Below are 22,204 nucleotides of genomic sequence, written 5' to 3'. Positions count from 1 at the left end.
TCTGTGCATCCAATGCGGGTGGTCGCGCGTTACTCCAACACCTTGTTCAACTCGGCGCCATCAATGCTCAAGGTCGCGGTGTTGAGCATGCCTTCCAGGTACGCCTTGGCGATCTGCTCCTGGCGTTGGCTGCGCAAGGCTTCGGTGAGCCGTTCACGCAGTTCGTCCAGGGTCGCGGTGCGCGCCGGTTGCTGGCCGGTGAGCTTGAGCACATGGAACCCGGCCGGGCTCTGCACCACCTCCGACACCGCGCCGACCTTGAGCCGCGCCACCGCCTCGCGTACCTGGGGCACCAGTTGCTGCAACGGCTGCATGCCCGAATCGCCGCCGCGTTGGGCGGTGTTCGGGTCCTGGGAATATTGCGTGGCCAGCGCGGCGAAATCTGCCGGCGCGGCCTGGGCCCTGCGGCTCAGTTCCTGGGCCTGGCGGCGGACCGCGTCGGCGGACTGCGGGTCGTTCACCGCGAGGAAAATCTGGCTCACCCGATACAGCGGCGGCGTCACCCACTGTGCCTTGCCGGCGTCGTAGGCCTGTTGCAACTCAGCCGCACTGGGATAGTCGGCAGGCACCTGGCTGACCGACAGCATGTAGTCGCGAAACACAATCTGCTCGGCGGCGGCACGGGTCTGCTGCTCTACCTCCGGGCGCTGGCGCCAGCCCTGGGCGTCGGCCTGTTCAAGCACGGCCTTTTGCGCCAGGCGCGAGCGCAGCCACGTCTCCAGCGCGCCACGGTTGCCGCGCAATTGCTCGCGGGACTCGGCCGGCAGGCTCGCCAGCACGCTTTTCATTTCCGCCAGGTCGATCTGCTGGTTGCCCAGGCGCGCCACCGCCGGGCCACTCGCCGGCGTCGCGGCTACCGGCGCCGGCTGTTGCGCCGCCACCGGGTCGCTGCCCGGCCGCAAGCTCAAGCCCACAGCCACCACCAGCAGGGCCAGCGCACCGGCGCCGACCATCAGGGTTGGCTTTTTCACAATACGCCCGCCTCTTCGCCCACCACCTGCGCGGCGGCCTGCAACTGCGCCGCCTGCTGGCTGTACTCACGCAGGTAGACGATGAACTCCTGCAACAGGCGGTCCCACAGTTCCAGCTGGCTGCGCAAATGCGTGACGCCCACACCGGCCACCACCACGTCCATTTCCATCAGCAAAAATTCACCTTGCACCGACAACCGCGCAAAGCGCCGCGAAGCGTTCCACACCTCGGCCAGGCCTTGCGGCAATTGGCCCTGGATGCGCAGCGCGCAGCTGTAGGTGAAGTCCACATAGCTGCCCTGCTCCGCCGCCGGGTTGCCGAAGCGCACGGCAAAGCCGATGCCCTGGCTGGCGCTGAGCAGTTGCACGATACCGTTCTGTTCGCTCGGGTTGACCCGGTAACCGGCGTCCTGCAACAGCTCGGTGAGGCTCTGGATGGTCACGCTATCAATCAATTCGCTCATGCTGATCTCTTCCCTGTCTATCAATGATTGGTGGTTGCCTGGGGCGCATCGAAACGGCTCTTGTACAGATCGTCGCCAAAGCCTTGGGCCAGTTCCTCGAACTTGACCCGCGCGCTGCTGGCGAAGGGCTGGCGGATGCTCATCACCTCGGCCACATCGATCTTTTCGTAGGCCGCCAGCAACTGCTGGGCCACCCCGTACATCTGTTGATTCTTGACTGAACATTGCTGCACTTGTGTGTCACGTTCGCTCAATTGCGCCTGCAAGCGGGCGCGTTCGGCCTCCTTGCCCTTGGCGAGCACCAGCAGTTCTTCATAGGCCTTCTTGAATTTGCCGATCTGCTCGTTGCTCGCCGCCACCTGGGCTTGCGCCTGGTTGTGCAGGCTCTGTTGCTGGCCGGCCATCTGTTCGGCCACGCCACGGGTCTTTTCCAGCTCGGCGGTCAATTGCTTGATTTGCGCCTGGGCCTGCTTGGCCTGGGCTTCGGCGGCGATACGCGCGGCACTGGCCTGGGCCTGTTCGCTTTGCAGCGCCTGCAACTGCTGGGTGGTGCTGCGCAGTTGAGTACGCAGGCGCTCTTCCATGCCTTCGGCGCAAGCGGCGCTGGCGATGAACAACAACAGCAGCCCGCAGATTCGCGTGTTCATGTGGCATCTCCTGTGCGCCTCAGAAGCGCGTGTTGAGTTCCAGTTGCATCACATCGACTTCGAACGGCGCGCCATACACCTCCGAAGCACTCAACCAACGCGCACTGGCGTAGACGTTCTTTTCCAGCCCGTAGTTGGCGCCAACGAAGTAACCCTTGGCGTTGGTGCCGCCCAGGTGAAACGAGGAATCGTTGAAGCCGTCGGGCAAGGCATCCGGCTGGATGTACTTGTAGCCGGCCAACACGTTCCAGTCGCCACGCTTGCGCATCTCCAGTGCACTGCCGAGGGTGAACGAGACCATCAGCGCATTGCCGCCACTTTCAAACTGGCCGTTGCTGTTGATGTTGTTGACGATCTGGCCTTCGCCACGCTTGAGCATCTCGCCCTTATCGTAGGCCAGGTTGTGGATGAAGTTGGCCTGGCTGCGCAGCTTGAAGTCGCTCGGCAGCTCGCTGTCCCACACCGCATTGAGGTCGAGCACATTGAACTTGGACGCCAGCCCCACGTACTGCGGGTTCGGCGTCTTCGCCGGGTCGGCCGGGTTGGGCGTGATGTCGCGCAGCAGGAACACGCTGTTGCCCTTCTGCATAAAGGCCACGCGTGTGCCGTCGGTGTCGCAACCGGCGGCACCGGCCCACGGCTTGCACGGGCTGGAGCGCTGCCCTTCGATGTCCTGGAACTGGTAGTAGGCGCCCGCCAGCTTGAGGCTGTTGCTGCGGTTGATCTTCCAGTCCGCACCGATCTGCGCGCCGAACAGCCACTTGGTCTCGCTGTCCTCCTTGTCGATGCCGTTGCTGCTGGCGGCATCCGCGGTGTATTCCACCGGGAACGCCCCCACGGTGCCGAACAAACCCCACTCGCTGTTGAGCTTGTGGTTGAAGATCGCCGCCACGCCGTCAAAGTTGAGGTCGTTGGAATACATCATGTCGGTGGAATAGAACGGGTTGCCGATACGCCCGGCGGTCAGCGCCATGGAGTCGCTGGCCTTCCAGGTCAGGTAGCCCTGGTCGAGCCAGATGTCCTTCTTGCCAAAGCCGCCGCCGAGGGTCTGGGTGGTCGACACCGGGTTGTTGTCGGAACCGGTGCCGATGCGGATACCGGCGGTCCACTCCGGTGACAGCACCGCCTTCATGCCCAGACGTGCGCGCAGGCGGAACAGGTTCTCGCGGTCCTTGGTGGTGTTGAGCAGCGGCGGGAACTTGGTGTTGGAGTCCTTGTTCACGTCATACGGGCCGGTGTCATTGAGTTTGGCGTAGTCGACGATCTGGTTGCTGTTGTTGCCGGAGAAGTAACGCGACTCGTCACGCAGGCGGATGTCGCCGTCAAAGCTGATGCGCGAGACCCAGTCCGGGAACGTGTTGGGCTGTGCCCAGTTTTCCTGCTTGGCGGTGGCCATGACTTCGGCCTTGACCTGATCGCGGATCTGATCGCGCACCGCTTGCGGCACGTACTGCACACGCACATCCCCCGGCGCGGCGGCGGGACCGGCGGCCACCACCGGCGCGGCGTTGGCCTGGCGCGCCTGCTGGGCTTCTCTTTCAGCCTGGGCGATCAGCCCGTTGGCCGTGTCCTGGGTCAATACCCCCTGCTGCACCAACAGGCGGATCAGGTTGACGGTGACGTTTTCCGAGGGGGCGACCGGGGCTGCCGTCGCCTGGCCGACCAGGGTCGCGATGACCATGCCAACCGCCAGGGTCAGTCGATTCACGGGGGAAATCATGTGTACGCAACTCCTGTAAAAAACCGTAGAAAAGGGGTTCGATCAATCCGGCCGCCGGCCCTTGAAGGACAGGCGTACCGGCATCTTCACTGCGTCCGGAACACGTTGCGGCACGTGGGAGGCACGCAACGCCGCCAGCACCTGTGCATCGATCTCGGCATCACCGCTGGACTTGACCAGCTCGGCCCGCGTGACCTGCCCGTCACCGCGCAGCCACAAATCGGCCTGCACTGCATAGGCGCGATTGCGCAACTGCGGGTCATCGCGCAGCAAGCGCTGGAACACACCGGCCAGGTACTGCTTGTAGGTCCCCGCACCCAGGCCGCCGCCACCGGAACCGGCCATGCCGCCACCCTTGCCGGCGCCGATGTTGAAGCCGTCATTACCCGACTGCGCATCACCGTCGATCTGCATCGGGTTGGCCAGATCATCAGCCGGCGACGGTGGGGCTTCGTCCGCTGGCTTGACCTCTTGCGGCTCAGGCGTCGGCACCGGCTCGGGGATTTTTTCTTCGACCTGGGGCTCGGGCTCCTTGGGTTTTTCCGGCGGCGGTGGTGGCGGTGGCGGCAACGGAATAATCGTCGGGATCTTTGGCGCTTCGCGGCGCACGCCGCTCATGTCATTGGCCCACTGCCACAAAAACCAGGCCGCAACCGCGCCCAGCAAGAGGCCTGCGCCCCACTTCAGCGGGCGCAGCGGCGGCTTGTTTTTCACCGGCAACGGCGGCATCGGAATCTGTGCGGTCATGGCTCAGCCCTGGCTCGGTTTGCCGGTGACCAGCCCGACCTGGGACAGCTCCAGCCGTCGCAGCAAGTCGAGCACCTCGATCACCTTCTGGTATTGCACCAAGGCGTCACCGCGCACGATCACCGGGAAATCCGGGTTCAGCGCTTTCTCGATGCGCAGGCGTTCTTCCAGCTCGCCGAGGGTCACCGGGTAGGCGTCGAGGAACACCTGACCGCCGTCGTTGACGGAGATGGCCTTGGTCTTGGCCTCCGACAGCGACACCGAGGCGCTGGCCTTGGGCAAGTGGATCTGGATCCCCGAGACCTGGGCGGTGGCGGTGAGGATAAACATCACCAGCACCACCATCAGCACGTCCACCAGGGGCGTGATGTTGATGCTGTCGACGGCGGCATCGTCGTCATCGTCGTGGGAGGCGTTTACGGAAGCCATGCTGATACTCCTCAGGCCGGTACGGCGGCGTGCTGCTCGCGGCGATGCGCGGCTTCACTGGACTGGCTTTCGCCGTGCATCTCCGCCAGGCGGGTGATGAACTCGTCGACGAACACCCGCATATCGGCGCTGACTTCCTTGTTGCGCGTGATCAGGCGGTTGTAGCCAAACAGCGCCGGGATCGCCACGAACAGGCCCATGGCCGTGGCCAGCAAGGCGGCCGCCATCCCCGGCGCAATCGCGTTGATGTTCACGTCACCGGCCATGGCCGTGCCGAGGAACACCACCATGATCCCCAGCACGGTGCCGAGCAGGCCGATGTACGGGCCGCCGGCGATGGCGTTGGACAGGGTCGAGAGTTTGGCGCTGAGCGCCTGGTTTTCGCGGGTGCGCACACCGTCCATGGAGCAGCGGATCGCTTCGATGGTCGCCGCCGAGACTGACGAGGTGTCAGCGCCCTGGGCGCGGCGCGTGCGGATTTCCTTGACCGCCACCAGGTACAGGCGCCACAGCGAGGAATGCTGCAGACGCTCGGCCAACTGCGCGTCGTCGGCATACATCTCCAGACGCGTGCCGATCTGCGCGAAGTGCTCGCGGAACACTTCGTTGGCCGCGCTGAGACGGCTGACCTGGCGGTTCTTGCGCAGCATGATGACCCACGACTGGAACATCATCGCCACCAGCACCAGGATGATCACCCAGGCGTCCACCGGCACGGCGTTGAGCAAAAAGCCCAGGCTGCCGAAACCAAAACCGGACTGTTCTTCATCAACGCCGTACGCCACCAGTTTCGACTCGGCGCCCTGGGCGCTGGCGTCGGCCAGCAGCAACGTGGCCGGGCGTGCGACCTTGGACAGGCGCAGCTCGTCGATGGCCCCGGCAAACGGCTGGTGAGTGCTGGCGGCGTCCGGCAGGTCGCCACCAATCGCCAGTGGCGAGTTGAACGCAGGCACGGCCACGGCCAGGGTCGCGGTTTCGCGGCCATTCACATACAACGCGACTTTTTCACCCTCGGCGGTGAACGCCAGGTGCTGCCATTGGCCGGGGTTCAGCGCTTGGCTCGACACGGCGCGCTGGCCGTCAATGTCCACAAACGGCGTGCCCTGGTTCAAGCCCAGCAACAGGCTGTGCGCACCCTCGCGACGGGCGAAGACGATTTGCTCGCCGCTGGCCTGATCCAGGCGCAACCAGGCGCTGAAAGTGAACGCCGCGCCGGCGGCGTGTTGCAGCGACGGGCTGGCCGGCAACAGCAGCGGCTGGCCGCCGAACTGCAAGGCGCGGCCGATCACGCCGTCGATGCTCGCGCCGGTGGCGTTCAGCGCGGTGTTGGCATAGGCCGTGGTGTCACGGGCCGGGGTGCCGTTGGCATCGTCGAAGTGGTAGAGCGCGGTGTAGTTGGGGTCGAACGCCAGTTGGCCGTTGCTGGTAGCCGCAGCTTTCTGGTTGCCGTAGTACATCCACAGGTCCTGGCGCTGGCCGCCTTCAACCTTGGGCACATCGACCCAGATCAGGGCCATGCCCATCAGCGGGTCGAAGCTTTCGATCTGGTGGTTGAGCACGGTCTTGTCATCGGCGCTGACAAAGCGCAGGTCGGCGCCGTCGTCCTTCACCCCGTCAAAGGTGAAGTTGCCAGTGTGCAGGCGCACCAGCAGCGCGGTGCGGCCCAGGGCCTGGCTGATCGCGGCGCCTTGGGCGGTGGTGTCCACGGAAATCTGTTTGCGGTAGTGCCAGTCGTCTTGCCACCAGGCATGGGCAGTGGCCGGGAGCGCGAAGCCCAGGCAGATCAACAGGCTCAGGAATAGGCGTTGCATGGGTGGAGTCTCCGGAAGAAAAAGTCAGAAAGTCGCCTGCACACTGAAGTGCAGTCGCGAGTCCTGTTTCTGGGTGTTCGGTCCATCGAGCAGCGGGTAGCCCCAATCCAGGCTGCCGGACAACCATTTGCTCAAACTGGCGCGGGTGCCGAGGCCGACGCTGGCCAGGCTGTATTCGTCTTCTTGCTCGGGCATCGGGTCGTGCAGACGCAGGCGTGCGCCTTCGGCAAACGCGTAGAAGCGCCAGTCCTTGACATAGCTGCCGACGTACTTGGCCAGGGACGGCGTGCGCAGCTCCTGGGAGAGCAAGTAGCCCTCGTCCCCAGTGCGCTCCGCCGCCAGATAACCGCGCACCGAGGTGGCGCCGCCGGCCGAATATTGCTCGTTCGACACCAGCGGCCCCGAGGCCAGCTGGAACGCGGCCTTGGACGCCGACTGCCAATCGCCAGTGAAGGTGTAGGTGTAATTCAGGTCGCCCTTGAGCACGGCGAAACTGGGGCTGGCTTTGTAGCGCTTGTAGTCGAACTCTGCGGCATCGCTGCCGTAGCCGAAGAACGCGCGGGTGCCCACCACCAGGTTCAAACCCAGGCCGAGCTGGGATTGCTCGGTGTAGCGATAGCCGTTGTAGCCGAGGGTGAACGGCGCGTACTTGAGCGGCACCTGGTCGCTGCTGGCGCCGAATTTCATTTCTTCGTCGAAGTCTTTGAAGTCGATACCCACCGACAACGAATTGGCCCAGACGCCCGCGCCCGGAAAGCTGTAGATCGCCGACACGCCATAGGAATGCCCCTTGCCCAGCACGTTGCTGCCGCCGAGGGTGGCGATATTGCTGTCGGACTGGTAGCCGGAGAACTGCAACGCCCAGCGATCATCCAGCGGCGCAGTGTAGGAGCCCGACCAGACCTTGGCGTTGGTGCTGTCCTGGGGCGCGGTGAAGTAGGTCAGGGAAATCGCGTGGCCCAGTTGCCAGAGGTTGTCGTAACTCAGGGTGGCGACCGAGCGCAGCTTTTCGGTGTCGGCGCTGTAGTCGTTGTTCAGGCCGATGCTGGCGTGCCAGGGATTCTGGTCTTCCACCTGCAAGTCCACATCCATGGTGCCCGGGCGCTGGCCCTCGCGAACCAGTGGCGTGACCTGACGTCCGACGCCACGGTTGAGCCCGGCGAGCTGGGTTTGCACGGTGGCGAAGTCCGGCACCGCACCTTCCTTGAGCGCCGACACTTCGTCGCGGATTTCCACTGGCGAGTAATGCTTGGCACCGACCACGCGTACGCGGCCGATCTTGGTTTCGCTGACTTGCAGGTAGACGATACCGTCATCGACCTTCTGCTCCGGCAGCTCGACAAACACCGACTGGTAGCCCCGTGCCTGGTAGATCTTTTGCAGCGCGTCGCGGGCGCCTTCGATGTCGCCCAAGGTTTTTTGCGGGCCGAGAAACGGGTACACCGCCTCTTCAATCGCCGCCGCATCGAGCACGGTATTGCCGCGCACGAAATACTCATTGACGTCGACCCGGCGTGCTGCGCCCTCCTCCTCGGCCTGCGCAGGCTGGGCCTGGGCCCACAGCGTCAGGCAGCACAGCGCCAGCGTTGACTTGAACAGATGCTCCACACCGCCCCCTAACTTTCCAAGTTTTTGCACCGTCGCCGTTTGCACGGCGTTTGGCCTGCTCAATTGCTGGTTGTCGAAAGATGGCTGTGCCGGGCCAGCCAGGTGTGCAGCAAGGCGAAATTCAGCGAGAACTCCGGCATGTGCAGCAAGGCGCCACAAAACACGTCACCGATGATGGTCTGGATCAACTGCACCGCCCGCGGGTTGCCCAGCACGCTGGCGATGTCCCGTTGCAGGACGTGAATGCCCCACACCTTCTGGTTCAGGTCGAGGCCGACGAACCAGCGGAACAGCAGGTTGTAATTGAGCTGCTCGTGCAGTTGCTGCTCGCTGGGCACCGAATACAGCAGTTGCAACAGGAGGATGTGCACCACGGTGTGCGGCGCAATCAGCATGCCCGGCTCGGGCTGGAGCCAGTCGCGATGGCTGTCGAGCACCTCATCGATCTGCGGGCGCAGCAACACCAGCGAATGCCCTGCCGGGATAAAGCTGGACACTTCCTTCAAGGCGCCCTGCCAATCGTCCTGGGAGACGATCCACACCCACGGCGCGCCATAGCGGTACACCGAAACCGGCTTCTTGCGCGCGGCTTCGACGATCTTCGACAGGCGCTGATCGAGCTCCTGCATGCCGACTTTCGAGTAACGTTCCATAGTTCCCATTGCCCCACTCCTGGCGTCCTGCTGACGGCTTCGACAACGACTTTTGATCGTATCCAGCGCGTTACATAGGACAGACAGGCGCGGGTGGGAGCTACCGAACTTTTGTCATGAAAGCTTCATTTGGGATTGATTCGGAGGCAATTTTCAGGACCCGGCACGGAAGGACATATGTGCACGAGCTTTTGTGGGAGCGGGCTTGCTCGCGAATGCGGTGTATCAGTTGATGCATGTGCTGACTGACCCACCGCATTCGCGAGCAAGCCCGCTCCCACACAAGCCCGCTCCCACATTTGGATCTGCGCCCACCCTCTTGCTTCACATCGCCCACAAAAAAACGGGGCGATCAGTGATCGCCCCAAAAGTACATCGAGAGGTCCTTCAAAAAGTCTACAAACTGATCTGCTTGCGCTCCTCATCCGTCAAGCGCGCCCGTGCCTGGTCGCTCAAGGGGCCGGCGCCCAGCACCTGCACGGGGCTGTTGGGGTTGTAGCCGCTGGTTTTCGGCGCGTCTTCGGGGCCGCGTTCTACCGGCTCGGTGCCAAAGCTCAGCACCTCCACGGTGACGATGGACGGCCGCCCTTGCTTGGCCGCCGCCTGCTGGCTGCGCGCCGCCTCTTCCGCCGCCTGGGACGCCGCCGCTCCGGCCGCGCTGGCCGAACTCATGGCGCCGGTGTTGACCGCCGCCGCCACCGGCACCCCGGACGACTTGCCCTGAGTCTGGATGTTCGCCGCGTTCACCACGCGCAACGCGGCGATGTTGACGTTGCCCGACACCCGAATGCCCGCCTCGCCCGCATCGATGGTGCCCAGCGGTGCGATCAGGTCGATGTCCCCCGCCGGTATTTCCGGGATCGGGTTGAGCGTGGCGATCCCCGCGCCGGTACTCGGCACGGACGGCGACAGGCTGACGTTACCCCAGTTGTCATAGACACGCTTGGGCGGCGTGTACACCACGGTGGTCTTGGAACCGCGCCCGGCGTTGATGTCGCCCTCGGCGGTCCAGCCCATGATCGAGCCGCCAAACGTAGTCATGATGCGGCTCTGGCCCAGCAGGATGCTGCCCATGGAATACAGCTGGATATCGCCAGCCCCCTGGGTGATCACCCCCGCCGTGGACGGTGGCGCCTCGCCTTCGATACCGAAGGTCTGGCTGCCGCCCGGGGTGAGCATCTGGATCGCGCCACCGAAGTTGGTGTGCACGCCCGAACTGCCGAACAGGGTGATGTCGCCCTTGTAGGTGATCGGGTTGCCGGCCACGTCCTTGTCCGGGAACAGCGCGGCGATGGCGGCACGCCCACGCAGGTAGCTGCCCTGGCGCACGCTGCCATCGGTGTTGTACTCGCGGCCGGCGGCCTTGAGTTCGGCGAAGTACACGTCACGGGCAAACACCCGTTGTTGCTCCGCAGGCAGCGCCTTGTAATAGGCCAACGCCTGCGTGCTATCGCCGACAAAACCGAAGCGCTCGGCGAGCCAGGTGACCAACTCGTTTTCGTAGGTCTTGGCCACCTTGGCGCCCTGGATCGACTCGCCGGCTTGCGCCAGATTGACGGGGTCCAGGTAGGGCTCGACGAAACGCAGGTAATCCGGGCCATTGGGGCCGACACCGGCTTGCATCACGATGCTTGCGCCTGGACGGTTATCGCCTGCCACGACTGCTCCGAGGCTGGTGACACTGACCTCGCCACCTCCCGCCGCATCCCGCCCGGACATCAGGATATTGCCGCCCGCCGTCACCTCCAGCAGACCAGGACCGGCGACCTGGAAGTTGCTGTAGAGAATGTCGCGACCGGCGGAGACGATGGAAATATCGTTGGGGTTGTTGTGGATGAACAGGTTGCCGGTTTGCCGCTCCGAGTCCGGTCCCATGGTGTTGTTGAACGCGCTGCCGCTGCTGACGACATCGCGCCCGGCCATCATCCACACCGCGCCGTTGCCCTCGTACCAGACCTGTCCCGCGTTGCGCGTTCCAGCCGTCGTGGAGAAAGTAATCACCCTGCCGCTGCTGACGCCAATCAGGTCACCGCTCAACGCGTAGAAACGCGCCGGGGCATTCGGCACATACCCCGCCGCAGAGGCCGTCGGGGCTCCAAAGGTGAACAAGGGACGCGGAATACTACCGATAACGCTACCCCCCGACACCAGGCCGCTGCTGTCGGAGATATTGTGGCTATCGGCGTCTGTCTGGCCGTTGATCGTGCCGACGAATGCCGGCCGCCAAGGGGTGGCCATGATGCCGGGGTTGGCCGCAGACGGCGTGACGAACATGCCGCCCGCGTAAATCGAATCGCTGGCCAGGAACTGCAACTCGCCATTGGCGCCTGGGGCGAGCAGAAGGCTAGAGAGGTAGCCAGCATCAATCGAGGATTCTCGCACCGCTCGTCCATAGTAGAGACTGCCACCGGCGGCGGTTGCTCGAAGGATCGAGGGATACACGATCGCCATATCAGAAGGAGTGCCGCTGACATTCGGCGTCACATTGCCGCCAGCCGAAAAAAGATCAATCGCGGTGTGATCCGTCCATAACGTGAACCAGCTGTCCCCTACACCCCGCTCGGCTCCCCGTGTAAACGCGGACTTGTTCGCCACCGAGCCCCGGCCCGGGTCGAGCACATTCTGCACCACCAGATCGCCGGCCGCCGCCAGGTTGAACGTGGCGTCACCCGGCACCAGGGTAATTCCGCCCAACGGTATGCCACGGGTGGCCTTTAACGGATCGTATGCGCGCGTTTCGCCAGGGCTGTGCTGTGTGGTCGTGCTGCCGTAAGTCAGATTGATACCGCCCACCGCGCCGCTTTGCACCTGTGCATTGCCACGCACGTTGACCAGTACCCCGTTGCGCAAATCCGTCGTCTGCACCCCAACCGGGTTGAGCGTACCGCCGACACGCAACCGCAAGTCTCCCCCGCCGTTCAGCACCAGGCTGCCGTCGTTGGCCATCCGGCCGGTGCTGCCCACCGCCAATACCAGGCCCTGGGTACGCGGGTTCAAACCGGGATCGAGCGCGCTGTTGGTCCGGCTGTCCAGCAACCCGGCGTTACCGCGCACGTTGACATCCAGGTCACCGCCGCCAAGGGTGCCAAAGCCGGTGAAGCCGAGCATCTGATCGACCGAAGGGGTACTGGCGTAAGTGCCGAAGTTGATCCACCAGGCCGTGGGTTGGGCCTGCCCGCCGGTGGCCACATCGGCGCTGCCTTGACGCCACAACCAGTTGCCGACGCTGGCGGAATCGTAGCCACGATCCTTGGGATCAGGCCGCCCGGCGATGCCCTCGGAGATACCGGTGATATTGCCCGTCAGGTTCCCGCCGACGTTCAGCGTGAGGTTGCCGCCGGCATCGGGATACCAGGCGCGGTACAGGCTGTCGGCAGAACCATTGACAAACTTTTCGTAGGCGCTGGCAGGATCGGCCAGGACGGTGTTAGTGCGGCCCAGGGTCCGCGCTTGATTGTAGGGATCGCCCGCCTGGGTCGCGACGGAGGACGTGCCTGCGGTGTAGACCCCATAAAGTGAGTCCATGCTCAGGTCGCCGGCGCTCAACAGCTCCAGGTCACCCGTGCCGGTACGCAGCACGCTGAAGCGGGTACTGGACGGTGTCGAGGCATACTGCTTGCCACCTTGGGCGAGGCAGTAGGCAGGCGAGCCCCCGCAGAATTCGTCTACGGAAGGTATGCCGAACAGGTCCAGGATGCTTTGCTCGATCACGGTACCCACCGTCACGACCACGCCGTTGGCGGCCAAGTCTTGGACCGCATATTCGGTCCAGACGTAGCTGACCTTGATCTTGCAATAATTCGGGGAGCTCGCGCAGAAATCGGCAATCGCTCCCAACTGGAAATCATCCAGGATCTTCTGGTCGATCGGGTCGCCTTCCTTGACGATCACGCCGTTGGCAGCCAAGTCCTGGACCGCAAACGCGGTCCAGGTCTGCACCCCGGTAGCTGGCAGTTCCTTGGCGAACATGCCGTAGTGACTGTCCGCCAGGCGCAAGTCGCCACTGCGCGGATGGGCTTGCAGGATACGGCTGTCCGCCGCGTCGGTGTCGGCGCCCGCCACCAGACGCAGTGACCAGGATTGCGAACCCTCGGCCAGCATCGGTGCGATGGCCCAGAGCTTGCCCTGGCGCCCCGCCACTTGCGGACGTAACTGGATCGAGTCCACCCCGCTCGGCAACTTGACGTTGGTGCCAGCGGGAATCAACGCCCCGCGTGGCAAGGCGCGAGCGCCGTCCAGCAACACGATGCTGCTGGTCAGCGAGCCCTGGTGAACCTGGGGTAATGGCACGCCTTTAGGCCAGACCATGCTCATCAATTGCGTGCCCTGGCTGAGCAACGTACCGGCGTCCAGTTGAGTACCGGCTTGCAATGTGGTCGTCGCGCCAAGCAGGGTGCCAGCGGCAAACAGCACATTGCCCGAAGCGTCCCGTACAGCGGCCGCCAACACCGTGCCCGCCGGCAAGACCAGGTCCTGATTGAGTACGGCGCTGACCGGCAAGCGCGTGCCGGCTGCCACCGTCAGGCCCTTGATCGGCAGGTCGTAGTTCAACGTACTGCCCGCCGGGAACGCCGTGCCATCGGCCAGGGTCACGCCGTTGCCCGGCACGACGATATCGCCGCCGCTGAAGTCTTTGCCGGGCAACAATACCCAGCCCTTGTCATCCACGGTTTCCGGTGGTGGTGAGAAACCATCGTTGATGCTGCCGTAAATGCTCAGGTCGCCGCCCGCGCGCAGGGTCAGGCTGCCAGATTCACCGGAACCGTACACCGAGGTCTGCCGGGTGTGCGGGTTGAGGCTGGCGTAGCGATAGCCGGACAGGTCCAGGTCGCCCTGTACCACCAGGTCACCGTCCGGGGTGCTGCTGACGATTTGCACCCCTGGGCGCAGATGGAACGTATCGGCATACGTACTGTTGTTGAGCCCGGCGAGCTTGTTGTTGAGCAAGTCCGAGTTGAGCAAGGCCGCGTTGATAAACGCTGTACTCAATGCGTGCTTGCCGTCCAGGTAAGCCTGGTCGATCTGCTGATAAGGTCGCCCGCTGGCCGTCGGGTCGGTGATCACGGGCGCATCGTCGTATGTGGCCATGCCGTTGAGCGTGATCGAGCGTGCGCCCTGGATTGCCAGGCGGCCACGGGCGTCGATGTCGATGTCATTGCTGCTGCCATCGGCATTGATCAGCCGTGGCGCGTTCAATTCAAGGCTGCCACGCGCGAGCCCGTCGTTGTGGGTCGAACCGGCGGTGCCGTGACGCAGGTCGATGCGCACGCCATCGGCGAGGCTCAAGCGCCCGTCGCCGGAGCCGAGCACCACCATGGCACGGTTCGGCGAGTCGATGATCTTGCCGTAGCTGTCCACCCGCAGTTTGCTGCCGTGGGCATCCAGCACGGCACTGCCGTCCAGGCTCAAGCCGTGCTTGCCCGCCAGGTTGATGCTGCCCACGCGTTCACCGCTGGCATCCACCAGGCCAGTGACACGCAGGCTGCCGTTGTCTACCGAGACGCTGATGTTGCCGGCCTTGAGGCCGTTGCCGATGGTCAAGTTGCCTTGCTTGAGTTGGAAGCTGCGCGCGCCGAACACCTGCCCAACGTTGAGGCGGCTATTGAGGTCGGCAAACTGCTGGTCCAGCGCACCGCTGCTGCCCAGGCGCTGGGCCTGGATCTGCACGCTGCCCGCCAGATACGGCATCAAGGTGCCGCCCGCGTCGTAGTAGCCGCTGCTGCTGCCCAGGAGCGTGCCTTGCAGGTCGACGACCCCGCCCGCCGCATCCAGCGCCACGGCCCGCAGCGTACCCGCCTGGTTGTACTGGGCCGACAGGTCGATGGTCGAGCCTGCCGCTTGATGGATATTGCCGGTGCGGCTGTCGAGGGTGACGTCGCCGCCCCAGCCGTACTTGGTCACATCGTTGAAGGTGATCGCACGCCCGGCGACATCAATCAACGCCGCGTCCGTCAACTGCACATCACCCCGCGCTGCAAGGCTGACCTTGCCGCTCGGCAGCACCACGGCGCCCGCCAGACGAATGCTGTCGCCGTTCAAGGACAATTGGGCACCCTGCCCCTCGGCCTTGCCGCGTGCCCCGGCAGACGCCGCCACATCAATCGCGCCACCGGCAGTGATGCGGTTGACTGAGCCAGCGGCACCGGTCATCAGCGGCGTGAGGATATTCAGGTTACCGCCTGTGTAGGTGAAGCCCTTCACCGCGTCATAGGCACCCTGCTGTTGATAGACCGACAGGCTGCCCTTGTGATTGGCGGTGATGCGTTCGCTGGCGTTCAGATTGACGTTGGCAAAGCCCAGCGCCAGGCGGTCGAAGTTCAGGGTCGTGCTCGGCTGGGCAAAGCTGCCGTAACCGAATTCGATGCGGTCGGCGTTGATGTCCAGGCGCCCGCTGCCGGTGCCCGCGCCGCCGCTGACCACGGCACCCGCGGGGTTGGTCGCGCCCTGCCAGATCAGGTTGGCGGTGTGGATGCTGGCCACATCGTTGGCACCGCCGGCGCCATAGATCGCCGGCGTGGAGATCATCAGGTTGCTCAACCGCGATTTGCCGGTCAGGGGGTCATAAGTATCCAGCGAGGTGCTGCCGTAGAAATTGAAGCTGTCACGGGCCGAGAGTTGCAGGGTCTCCAGGGCCGGCGCACCGAACTGGGTATCGCCCTGCAGCAGACGGTCGAGCAGTGCCTGGGACAACGTGAGGCCTGCCGGCCGTTGATTCGCGGCTTCTGCGGCGGCGAGCGCAGCGGCGCTGCCAAGGTTGATCGCACTGACCCCCAGGTTGAGGTGACGCGTGCCGTAGCGCACTTGATCGCCCAGTGCAAACGAGGCGTCGGTCAAAGCGACGATACTGCCTTCGGAATACAGCCCGGTCTGCCCACTGCAAGGGCTGGTGCTACAGGTGCCGATGCTGATGCCCCCACTGACCTCGCCACCAACGCCCGGCGCCGCGATCACATTGAGCAGGCCGTTGGACACCGCCAGCATGTTGGTGACCTTGTAGATAAAACCGTCACGGGCGTCGTAGCCCGCGTTGCCTCGGCCGATAGTGTTGATCGAAGCGCCCTGCTCAACGACGATCGAGCCGGTTTGACTGACCAGGAACACTTCAGGCGCAGCCAACGTCGCGCCTTCACGCAGCACAATGTTGCTGCGGGCGCCGTTCACCCCATCCACCAACGTGATGAAGTTGCCAGACTGGCCATACGTGACGCTGGTCATGCCCCCGACGACCAGGCGCGATGCCCCCAGTGCATTGAGGCTGTCAGCCCGCAAGGTGATCCCTGCAAAACCCTGGGTCGCCGCCCGATCTGCGCCCACTACTTCAATGCCACCACGGGTCGTATCGACTACCGTTACCGTACCGCCATAACCCCCCTGCGCTGCACCGAAGCGGCCAATACCCTGGAATGAAAATGCATCCGCACCACCACCGGTGCGCAAGGCCAGTTTCAAGGTCTTGGCATCCACCTCAAGCATGGGGCGTGGCACGCCGATTTTTGCCGCGTCCGCCCTGGCGAACTGCGCATAGCTGGTTTCGTTGTACTGGGAATAGCGGCGCAGTGTATCGGCCGACGTCAGGATCAATTGACTGGCAACGTTGTCGCTGATTCCGGTATTGGCAATCGACAAGCGCCCGGCCGTGCTCCACGAACCGTTGCGCATCAATTGGGCCGCGCCATCGCCGCCCAAGCCAGCCAAACCGTTGATTTCAACGCGATAGGCCCCGGGCAGTAACGCGTAGGTCGATGGCATCAGCGTGTAAGTTCCGGCGGGCAGCCCCGGTATACCGGCGCCGATCGTGACTTGCTGGCCAACCAACGGTGTGACCGCCCCGGCCTCCCCCGCCACAGGCGCGGCAACGGGCTGCCCCCCCGGCACAATCGCGTAGATCGGGTTGGTGGACAGGCCCGGCAGGCTGAACCCACCGTTGGCGCCCACTTGCACCAGCGGGTTGTAGCGCGCATCGGTGGAGCCGCCGCGCCCGGACACAAACCCGGCACCCAGCAATTCGCCACCGCCGGACAGGTCCACGGTGGCATCGGGCAGCACGGCGACGTTCTTGCCGCCCAGGATCACGCCAATCCCCAGATCCTGACCGCTGGCACTGAGCCCGCCTTGCCCGACAAACACCACTTGCTTGCCGTTATAGCGGTAGACCTGGCCGTCCACCGTGCCGCCAAACGGCATCACCAGGCCCTTGCCACTCGCCGACGTGAGGCTGCCCGGCAGCAACTGCACGCGCTCGCTGCCCGTGCTGCCAATATCGATCAGCCCCAGCGGAGCGCGTACCACGCCCCCCTGGATAATGTTTGCGGCACCCAGTTGCAGGTGGCCGAACACCGAATAAGGCAGCGGTGCATCGGTGCTGCCGACACGGCCGATGGTCAACGTGCGCAAGGGGTCAAAATCCAGGCCAAGGGCAGCGGTGGATGAATCGCCCAAATAGCCGGCGACGATACGCGCACCGACTTCGGTGGCCGGGTAGAGTTGCGCAGCGCGCAGAGTCATGTCGCCTTGGGTCAGCAACTGCGTGTTGATACCGGCGACGATAGCGTTTTCGACGCTACCCGCCAGGAAGCGCAAGTCGCCCTGACTGGTGAGGTTCACCTGATCAAAACCACGCCGCTCGACGGTGAGCAAGCTGGCGTCGGCCTGGCGCAGGCTACCCTTCATGCCAAATGTCACGTTGTCGCGCACATCAATCAGAGCACCGCCAGCATTGAACTGCGCCGTCGTGGCGAGCTGGGACGGCTTGCCCAGGTTGATGGTCGGGCGCACGTTCGGGTCCAGGGTCTGCGACGTCAGACCGGCCAGCAACAGATACGGCGCCGATAGGTTGATGCGTGAACCAGCGGCGGCTCCTTCACTGAGGTTATACGCGGCGCTGAACAGGCGCAGGCTCTGACCCATGGCGATGTTCACGTCGCCATCGAAGCTCATCAGGCCATTGCTCATCAGCGCCAGGTTGTCAAAACCACCCGCGCTGATTTGGTCCACCCCGAGCCGCGCATGCCCATAGACCAGGCTGTCGGCGGCGGCCTCGGCGGTGTCCGCCAGACTCAGAGGCTGGTGGGTCTGGCTGATGATCAACTCGCGGCCGTTGAGTACCCGGTTACTGGCGTACTGCTTGAGGTAGTTCGGGCTCTCCAACGCGACGACCAGGCTACCACCCGCCGCCCCCACGCCACCGGCGCGGGCGACAAAACTGCCATCCAGGTACAGGCCGTTGTTGGAGGCCAGGCTGATGGTGCCGCCGTTGCTGGCGACCTGCACCGTGCCCTGCCCCGCTACATTCAGTGTGGCCTGGGTGCCGGACGCTTCCAGGCGCGCCCCGTCACGCACCACCACAAACAGGTCGCTGGCGCTGGCGACGCCGGTGGTCAGATCAAGATCGCCACCGATGCGGATCTTGCCACCGGCGTCCACCACGCCGTAGCGGCGCCCTTGGTTGTCCACGGCGCTGACGGCGCGGGCCGACACATCGACCACGGCGTGTTCACCCAGCCAGATCGAGCGGCCATGCCCTTCGGCATTCGCCTGCAACAGCACCTGCGGGGTCACCGCCAGGCCGCCCAGGCTGACGTTGCCGCCCCAGGCGTTGAGTGTGCCGTTTAGGGTCAACTGGCCAACGCTGCGCAGGTTGATGGCCTGGCGCGGGTCGACGTTGATCACCGCACCCTGGCCGACGGTCAGGGCCGTGGTCGCCAGTTTGTCAGCCGTGATGTACGGGTTGCCGGCGGTCAGGTTCAAGCTGGCGCCGCGCCGGGGGGTCAACACGCCTTTGACGGCGTCCGGCTGATACAACTCGGGCAGCCAGAGCGCCAGGGCGCTGGCGGGGTCACTGCCACTGGGCGTGGTACTCGCCTGGTCACCCAGGTGCAAGACCGGCACGGTCACGTCGACCTGGGTGCCGTCGGCGACGAGCAGCCCTTCATTGCCAGTGATGTCGTAGGCCGAAAAGCCCTTGTTGAAAAAGTCCCCGGCCAATTGCAACGTGCCGGTGGCGAGGGGATCGGCACTTTCGCCAATCAACACCTTCTGGCTCTGCAAGGCCAGGGTGCCGCCGCCACTCACACCGTAACCGCGCACCTCGCCCTGGAGGCTCAACGCGCCCAGGGCGCTCAGGGTGGCGCTGCCGCCTTTGCCACCGTTGACACTGCGATCGACGCCAAACGTGGCCCCGGAGGACACCTCCACCAGGCTGCCCGCGCCAAGGCTCACATCGCCGCTGCTGCGCAGCGAGACCTTGCCGCCGTTCACGTACGCCACACCGTTGCCGCCACCGGCAGGGTCCAGCAGCAGATTGTTCCAGCGCCCCGAGGCGTCCAGCTTGACACCCTCGGCCACGTCGATCTGCCCGCTGCCCGCCAGGATCACGTCGGCCACCGCGTTGTTGCCGTTGAGATTGACCTGGTTGAGCACGTTGCCCAGATTCAGGCTGCCGCCGTGGGCAGTCAGGTTTGCGTTCACCTCGACACGCGGTGCGTAGAGGGTGATGTCGCCGCCATCGGCGACATTGAGTGCGCCATTGACGGCGATGCCCTGCTTGGCACCGAGCTTGATCGCGCCCAGCTGGAAGCCATTGAGTTGATCGGCGTCCAGCACCACCGCGCCTTGACGCTCGGCGGGCAATGCCGTGCTCAAGTCCATACCGGCGGCGATCTTTTGCGCGGACTGCTCGATCAGCACCTGCTCCGCCATCGGCGTCAGCCCATAACGCAGGGTGCCGGTGGTCTTGTCATAGATCGGCGTGTATTGCCCGATGATCAACTGCGCCCGCTGGGCCAGCGCTTTCTGGGATTGCTGATAACCGTCGAGGTTGAGCGCCGGTGCCCGGGTCTGGCGATCACCCTGGAACACGTCGCTGAGAATCTGGCCTTCCAACACCGCGCCTGAGGTGCCGACCACCAGCTTGCCGGCATCGCGGCCCACGGTGTAACCGGACTCCTGGCGGCTTTGCTGGGCGATCAGGGGGTTGTAGTAGTAATCGGTCTGGCCCCAGCGCGCACTGGTGTCTTCAAAACCCTTGTAGACGCCGGAGTAGAGAATGTCGCCCGGTGCCTTCGACAGTTCGTACAAACGCCCGTCCGGCCCCTTGAGCCAGGTCAGGCGGATCTTGCCGGCCTGCACATCCACGGTGCCGCCCGACAAGTTGATCTGCGCGCCCTGCTGGGTCACCACGTCCTTGCCGGTAAACGTCACGGTGCCGCCCTGGGCCATCCACTCGCCCACCGAGTGGCCCTGGGTGCCGAGGTAGCCACCGACTTCGAGCAAGCCGCCCGCGGTGTACCAGCGATCCGTCGTATAGCCGTTGGTGCCGGCCGGGACAAACACCAGCTCACGCAGGTCGACCCACACGTCGTTGTTGATCAGTTGCCCGCCATCGCGGTTGACCACCGCATCGCGCTGCTCGTTGCCCTGCACGTTGATCTTGATGTTGTTGGCTTCCATCGCCACCTTGACGCCGACCGCGCCCGACACATCGATCTTCGCGCCGTCGCGCACCAGGCTGCGTTGCCCGGCACTGACGGCGACCTGGCCGCCGGTGGCGAGGGTGATCGAGCCGTTCTGGAAGTCCACCGTGCCGCCGCTGACGATCTCGACCCGTGATTGGTCGCTGCGGTCGGCCACGGCGCTGAGGTGATTGAACTGCCCGTTGATCAGATTGGCGGCCAGACCATCGAACTTGCTCAGGCCGTTGGCCTGCTGGCTGTTGAGCGCGGTGCTGGCGCTGGCATCCAGCAGGATCGCGGTAGTGCTGCCTTCGCCCAGGGTGACACTGCCAGTGGTGTCAGTGGCCGAGTTGAGCAAGTGGATGGTCCCACGCGTATCCACCGAGGTACTGGCCAGGGCCACGCCGTTCTGCGCGACCTGGTGGCCGGTCAGGGTGATGTCGCCGGTGGAGGCCATGATCAGGCCGCTGTTGCCGACCTTGCCCGCCGTGCTGCCAGCGTTGAGGCCAGCCGCCACTTCGTTGCCACGGGTGGTGGAACGCTCGTTGCCGGCGGTGCCGACACCTTTGCGGATGTAAAAGCTGTCACCCGCCGCCAGGGTGGTCTGGCCCTTGGCGGTGATGATCGTACCGGCGTTGTCCACCTCGGAACCAAGCAGCAAGGCATAGCCGCCGGCATCGGTGGACGTGGCGGCGTTGTGGGTCTGGATCACTGCGCCGCGCTGGACTTCAACCTTGCCGGCCGCATCGGTAAACGTCGGCTGGGTGCCGTTGGTATCGACGTAAATGCCGCGCTGGGTGAACTGTTCATCGGTGATGTTCGCCGCCGCCGCCACCAGATTGCGCACGTTGACCTGGCTGGTGCCACTGAACACCACGCCGTTGCGGTTCATGATCATGACCGTGCCGGCGCCGTTGATCTGGCCCTGGATTTCACTCGGGCGCGCATTCGGATCGTTGACGCGGTTGAGCAGCGCCCAGTTGGACTGCTGCTGGAAGTCCACCGTGGTGTTGCGCCCGACGTTGAACGTCTCCCAGTTGAGGATCGCCTTGTCGGCGGTCTGCTCGATGTTCACCGTGGTCTTGCCGCCGGCCTGGGTCTGGGTCGGGCCCTTGGCGTTCGTCCAGCCCTGGGTCAGGCTGTTGTCGACCTGCAAGCCGCCCTTGCCCAAGCCATCGGGAATCGTCGACACCTGCCCCAATGCCGCCTGCCGCCCGGCCGCTTGCGCCGCCTGCTGCGCGGCAATCGCCGCGACGCTGGTGTTCAGCGTGCTGATCGAACGCGCCAACTGCTGATTGGCCCGCGCCTGCTGGTTCAAGGTCGGAATGCCCGACACCTGCCCACTGGTACGCGCCGCCGTGGCCGCCTGGGACGCGCCCTTGTCGGCAAACCAGCCGGAACTGAACGCCGACGCCGCCTGGGCGTTGCCCGCCACCATCAACAAGGCAATGGCCTGGGCCAGGGGCTTGAGCAACAACACAGGCTGGGCTTTGCGGTGAACCGTTGGTTTGCAGCGGACCATCTGGATCTTCCTTCTTTGTAGTTGCCCAGGGGCAAGACACGCTCACGTATGAGGGTTAGGCGGTTGGCGAGGGGCACGACTGAACTTCTGTCATGCAAAGTTCATAAAGGGCTGCTAACGCAAAAAAAATCAGCAACGGCACAGGCCGTTGCTGATCGGTGTTGCGGGTCGTTGAAGCGGGG

Annotated in this window: 9 protein-coding genes and 1 pseudogene; all 10 read right to left on the bottom strand. The window is 64.5% G+C overall.

The genetic code is table 11. The features are described 5' to 3' along the window. Positions 1–29: 29 nt before the first annotated feature. The 10 genes and pseudogenes from AC3ISR_RS11105 to AC3ISR_RS11060 all read right to left on the bottom strand — a co-directional run bounded on the left by AC3ISR_RS11105 (position 30) and on the right by AC3ISR_RS11060 (position 22,022). Positions 30–971 (bottom strand): peptidylprolyl isomerase, encoded by a 942-nt coding sequence (locus AC3ISR_RS11105; protein ID WP_463984763.1) that lies wholly within the window; start codon positions 969–971, stop codon positions 30–32. Then, positions 968–1,435, bottom strand: coding sequence for a YbjN domain-containing protein (locus tag AC3ISR_RS11100; RefSeq protein ID WP_192301105.1), 468 nt, complete (start codon positions 1,433–1,435; stop codon positions 968–970). The genes AC3ISR_RS11105 and AC3ISR_RS11100 overlap by 4 nt, the downstream gene beginning before the upstream one ends. A gap of 20 nt (positions 1,436–1,455) precedes the next feature. Further along, positions 1,456–2,082 carry a DNA repair protein gene (locus AC3ISR_RS11095; RefSeq protein ID WP_489324744.1) on the bottom strand — a complete coding sequence of 209 codons (627 nt, stop codon included), beginning with the start codon at positions 2,080–2,082 and terminating at the stop codon, positions 1,456–1,458. A 19-nt stretch (positions 2,083–2,101) separates the two neighbouring features. Beyond that, positions 2,102–3,802 (bottom strand): putative porin, encoded by a 1,701-nt coding sequence (locus AC3ISR_RS11090; protein ID WP_463984761.1) that lies wholly within the window; start codon positions 3,800–3,802, stop codon positions 2,102–2,104. Between the two features lie 42 nt (positions 3,803–3,844). After that, entirely contained in the window at positions 3,845–4,549 is a 705-nt protein-coding gene (locus AC3ISR_RS11085; protein WP_192301108.1) for an energy transducer TonB family protein, read from the bottom strand. 3 nt (positions 4,550–4,552) lie between these two features. Beyond that, positions 4,553–4,978 carry an ExbD/TolR family protein gene (locus tag AC3ISR_RS11080; RefSeq protein WP_065905942.1) on the bottom strand — a complete coding sequence of 142 codons (426 nt, stop codon included), beginning with the start codon at positions 4,976–4,978 and terminating at the stop codon, positions 4,553–4,555. 11 nt (positions 4,979–4,989) lie between these two features. Continuing rightward, on the bottom strand, positions 4,990–6,789 hold the full coding sequence (locus AC3ISR_RS11075) for a DUF2341 domain-containing protein (RefSeq protein ID WP_463984760.1): 1,800 nt from the start codon (positions 6,787–6,789) through the stop codon (positions 4,990–4,992). A gap of 24 nt (positions 6,790–6,813) precedes the next feature. Beyond that, positions 6,814–8,397 carry a ShlB/FhaC/HecB family hemolysin secretion/activation protein gene (locus tag AC3ISR_RS11070; RefSeq protein WP_489324743.1) on the bottom strand — a complete coding sequence of 528 codons (1,584 nt, stop codon included), beginning with the start codon at positions 8,395–8,397 and terminating at the stop codon, positions 6,814–6,816. Positions 8,398–8,662: 265 nt separating this feature from the next. Further along, positions 8,663–9,026 (bottom strand): annotated as a pseudogene (locus AC3ISR_RS11065) (transposase); the annotation flags it as partial. 420 nt (positions 9,027–9,446) lie between these two features. Continuing rightward, the gene (locus AC3ISR_RS11060) at positions 9,447–22,022 is read right to left on the bottom strand and encodes a filamentous hemagglutinin family protein (RefSeq protein ID WP_489324742.1); all 12,576 of its coding nucleotides are present in this window, start codon (positions 22,020–22,022) and stop codon (positions 9,447–9,449) included. Positions 22,023–22,204 lie beyond the last annotated feature (182 nt).

The organism is Pseudomonas sp. GL_117 (assembly GCF_057835125.1).
This window is presented reverse-complemented; position numbering and strand designations above follow the sequence as displayed.

Bases quoted from the DNA above. Each gene is read 5' to 3' on its own strand.
- AC3ISR_RS11060 (WP_489324742.1), bottom strand. From the start codon at position 22,022: ATGGTCCGCTGCAAACCAACGGTTCACCGCAAAGCCCAGCCTGTGTTG.
- AC3ISR_RS11080 (WP_065905942.1), bottom strand. From the start codon at position 4,978: ATGGCTTCCGTAAACGCCTCCCACGACGATGACGACGATGCCGCCGTC.
- AC3ISR_RS11085 (WP_192301108.1), bottom strand. From the start codon at position 4,549: ATGACCGCACAGATTCCGATGCCGCCGTTGCCGGTGAAAAACAAGCCG.
- AC3ISR_RS11075 (WP_463984760.1), bottom strand. From the start codon at position 6,789: ATGCAACGCCTATTCCTGAGCCTGTTGATCTGCCTGGGCTTCGCGCTC.
- AC3ISR_RS11090 (WP_463984761.1), bottom strand. From the start codon at position 3,802: ATGATTTCCCCCGTGAATCGACTGACCCTGGCGGTTGGCATGGTCATC.
- AC3ISR_RS11095 (WP_489324744.1), bottom strand. From the start codon at position 2,082: ATGAACACGCGAATCTGCGGGCTGCTGTTGTTGTTCATCGCCAGCGCC.
- AC3ISR_RS11100 (WP_192301105.1), bottom strand. From the start codon at position 1,435: ATGAGCGAATTGATTGATAGCGTGACCATCCAGAGCCTCACCGAGCTG.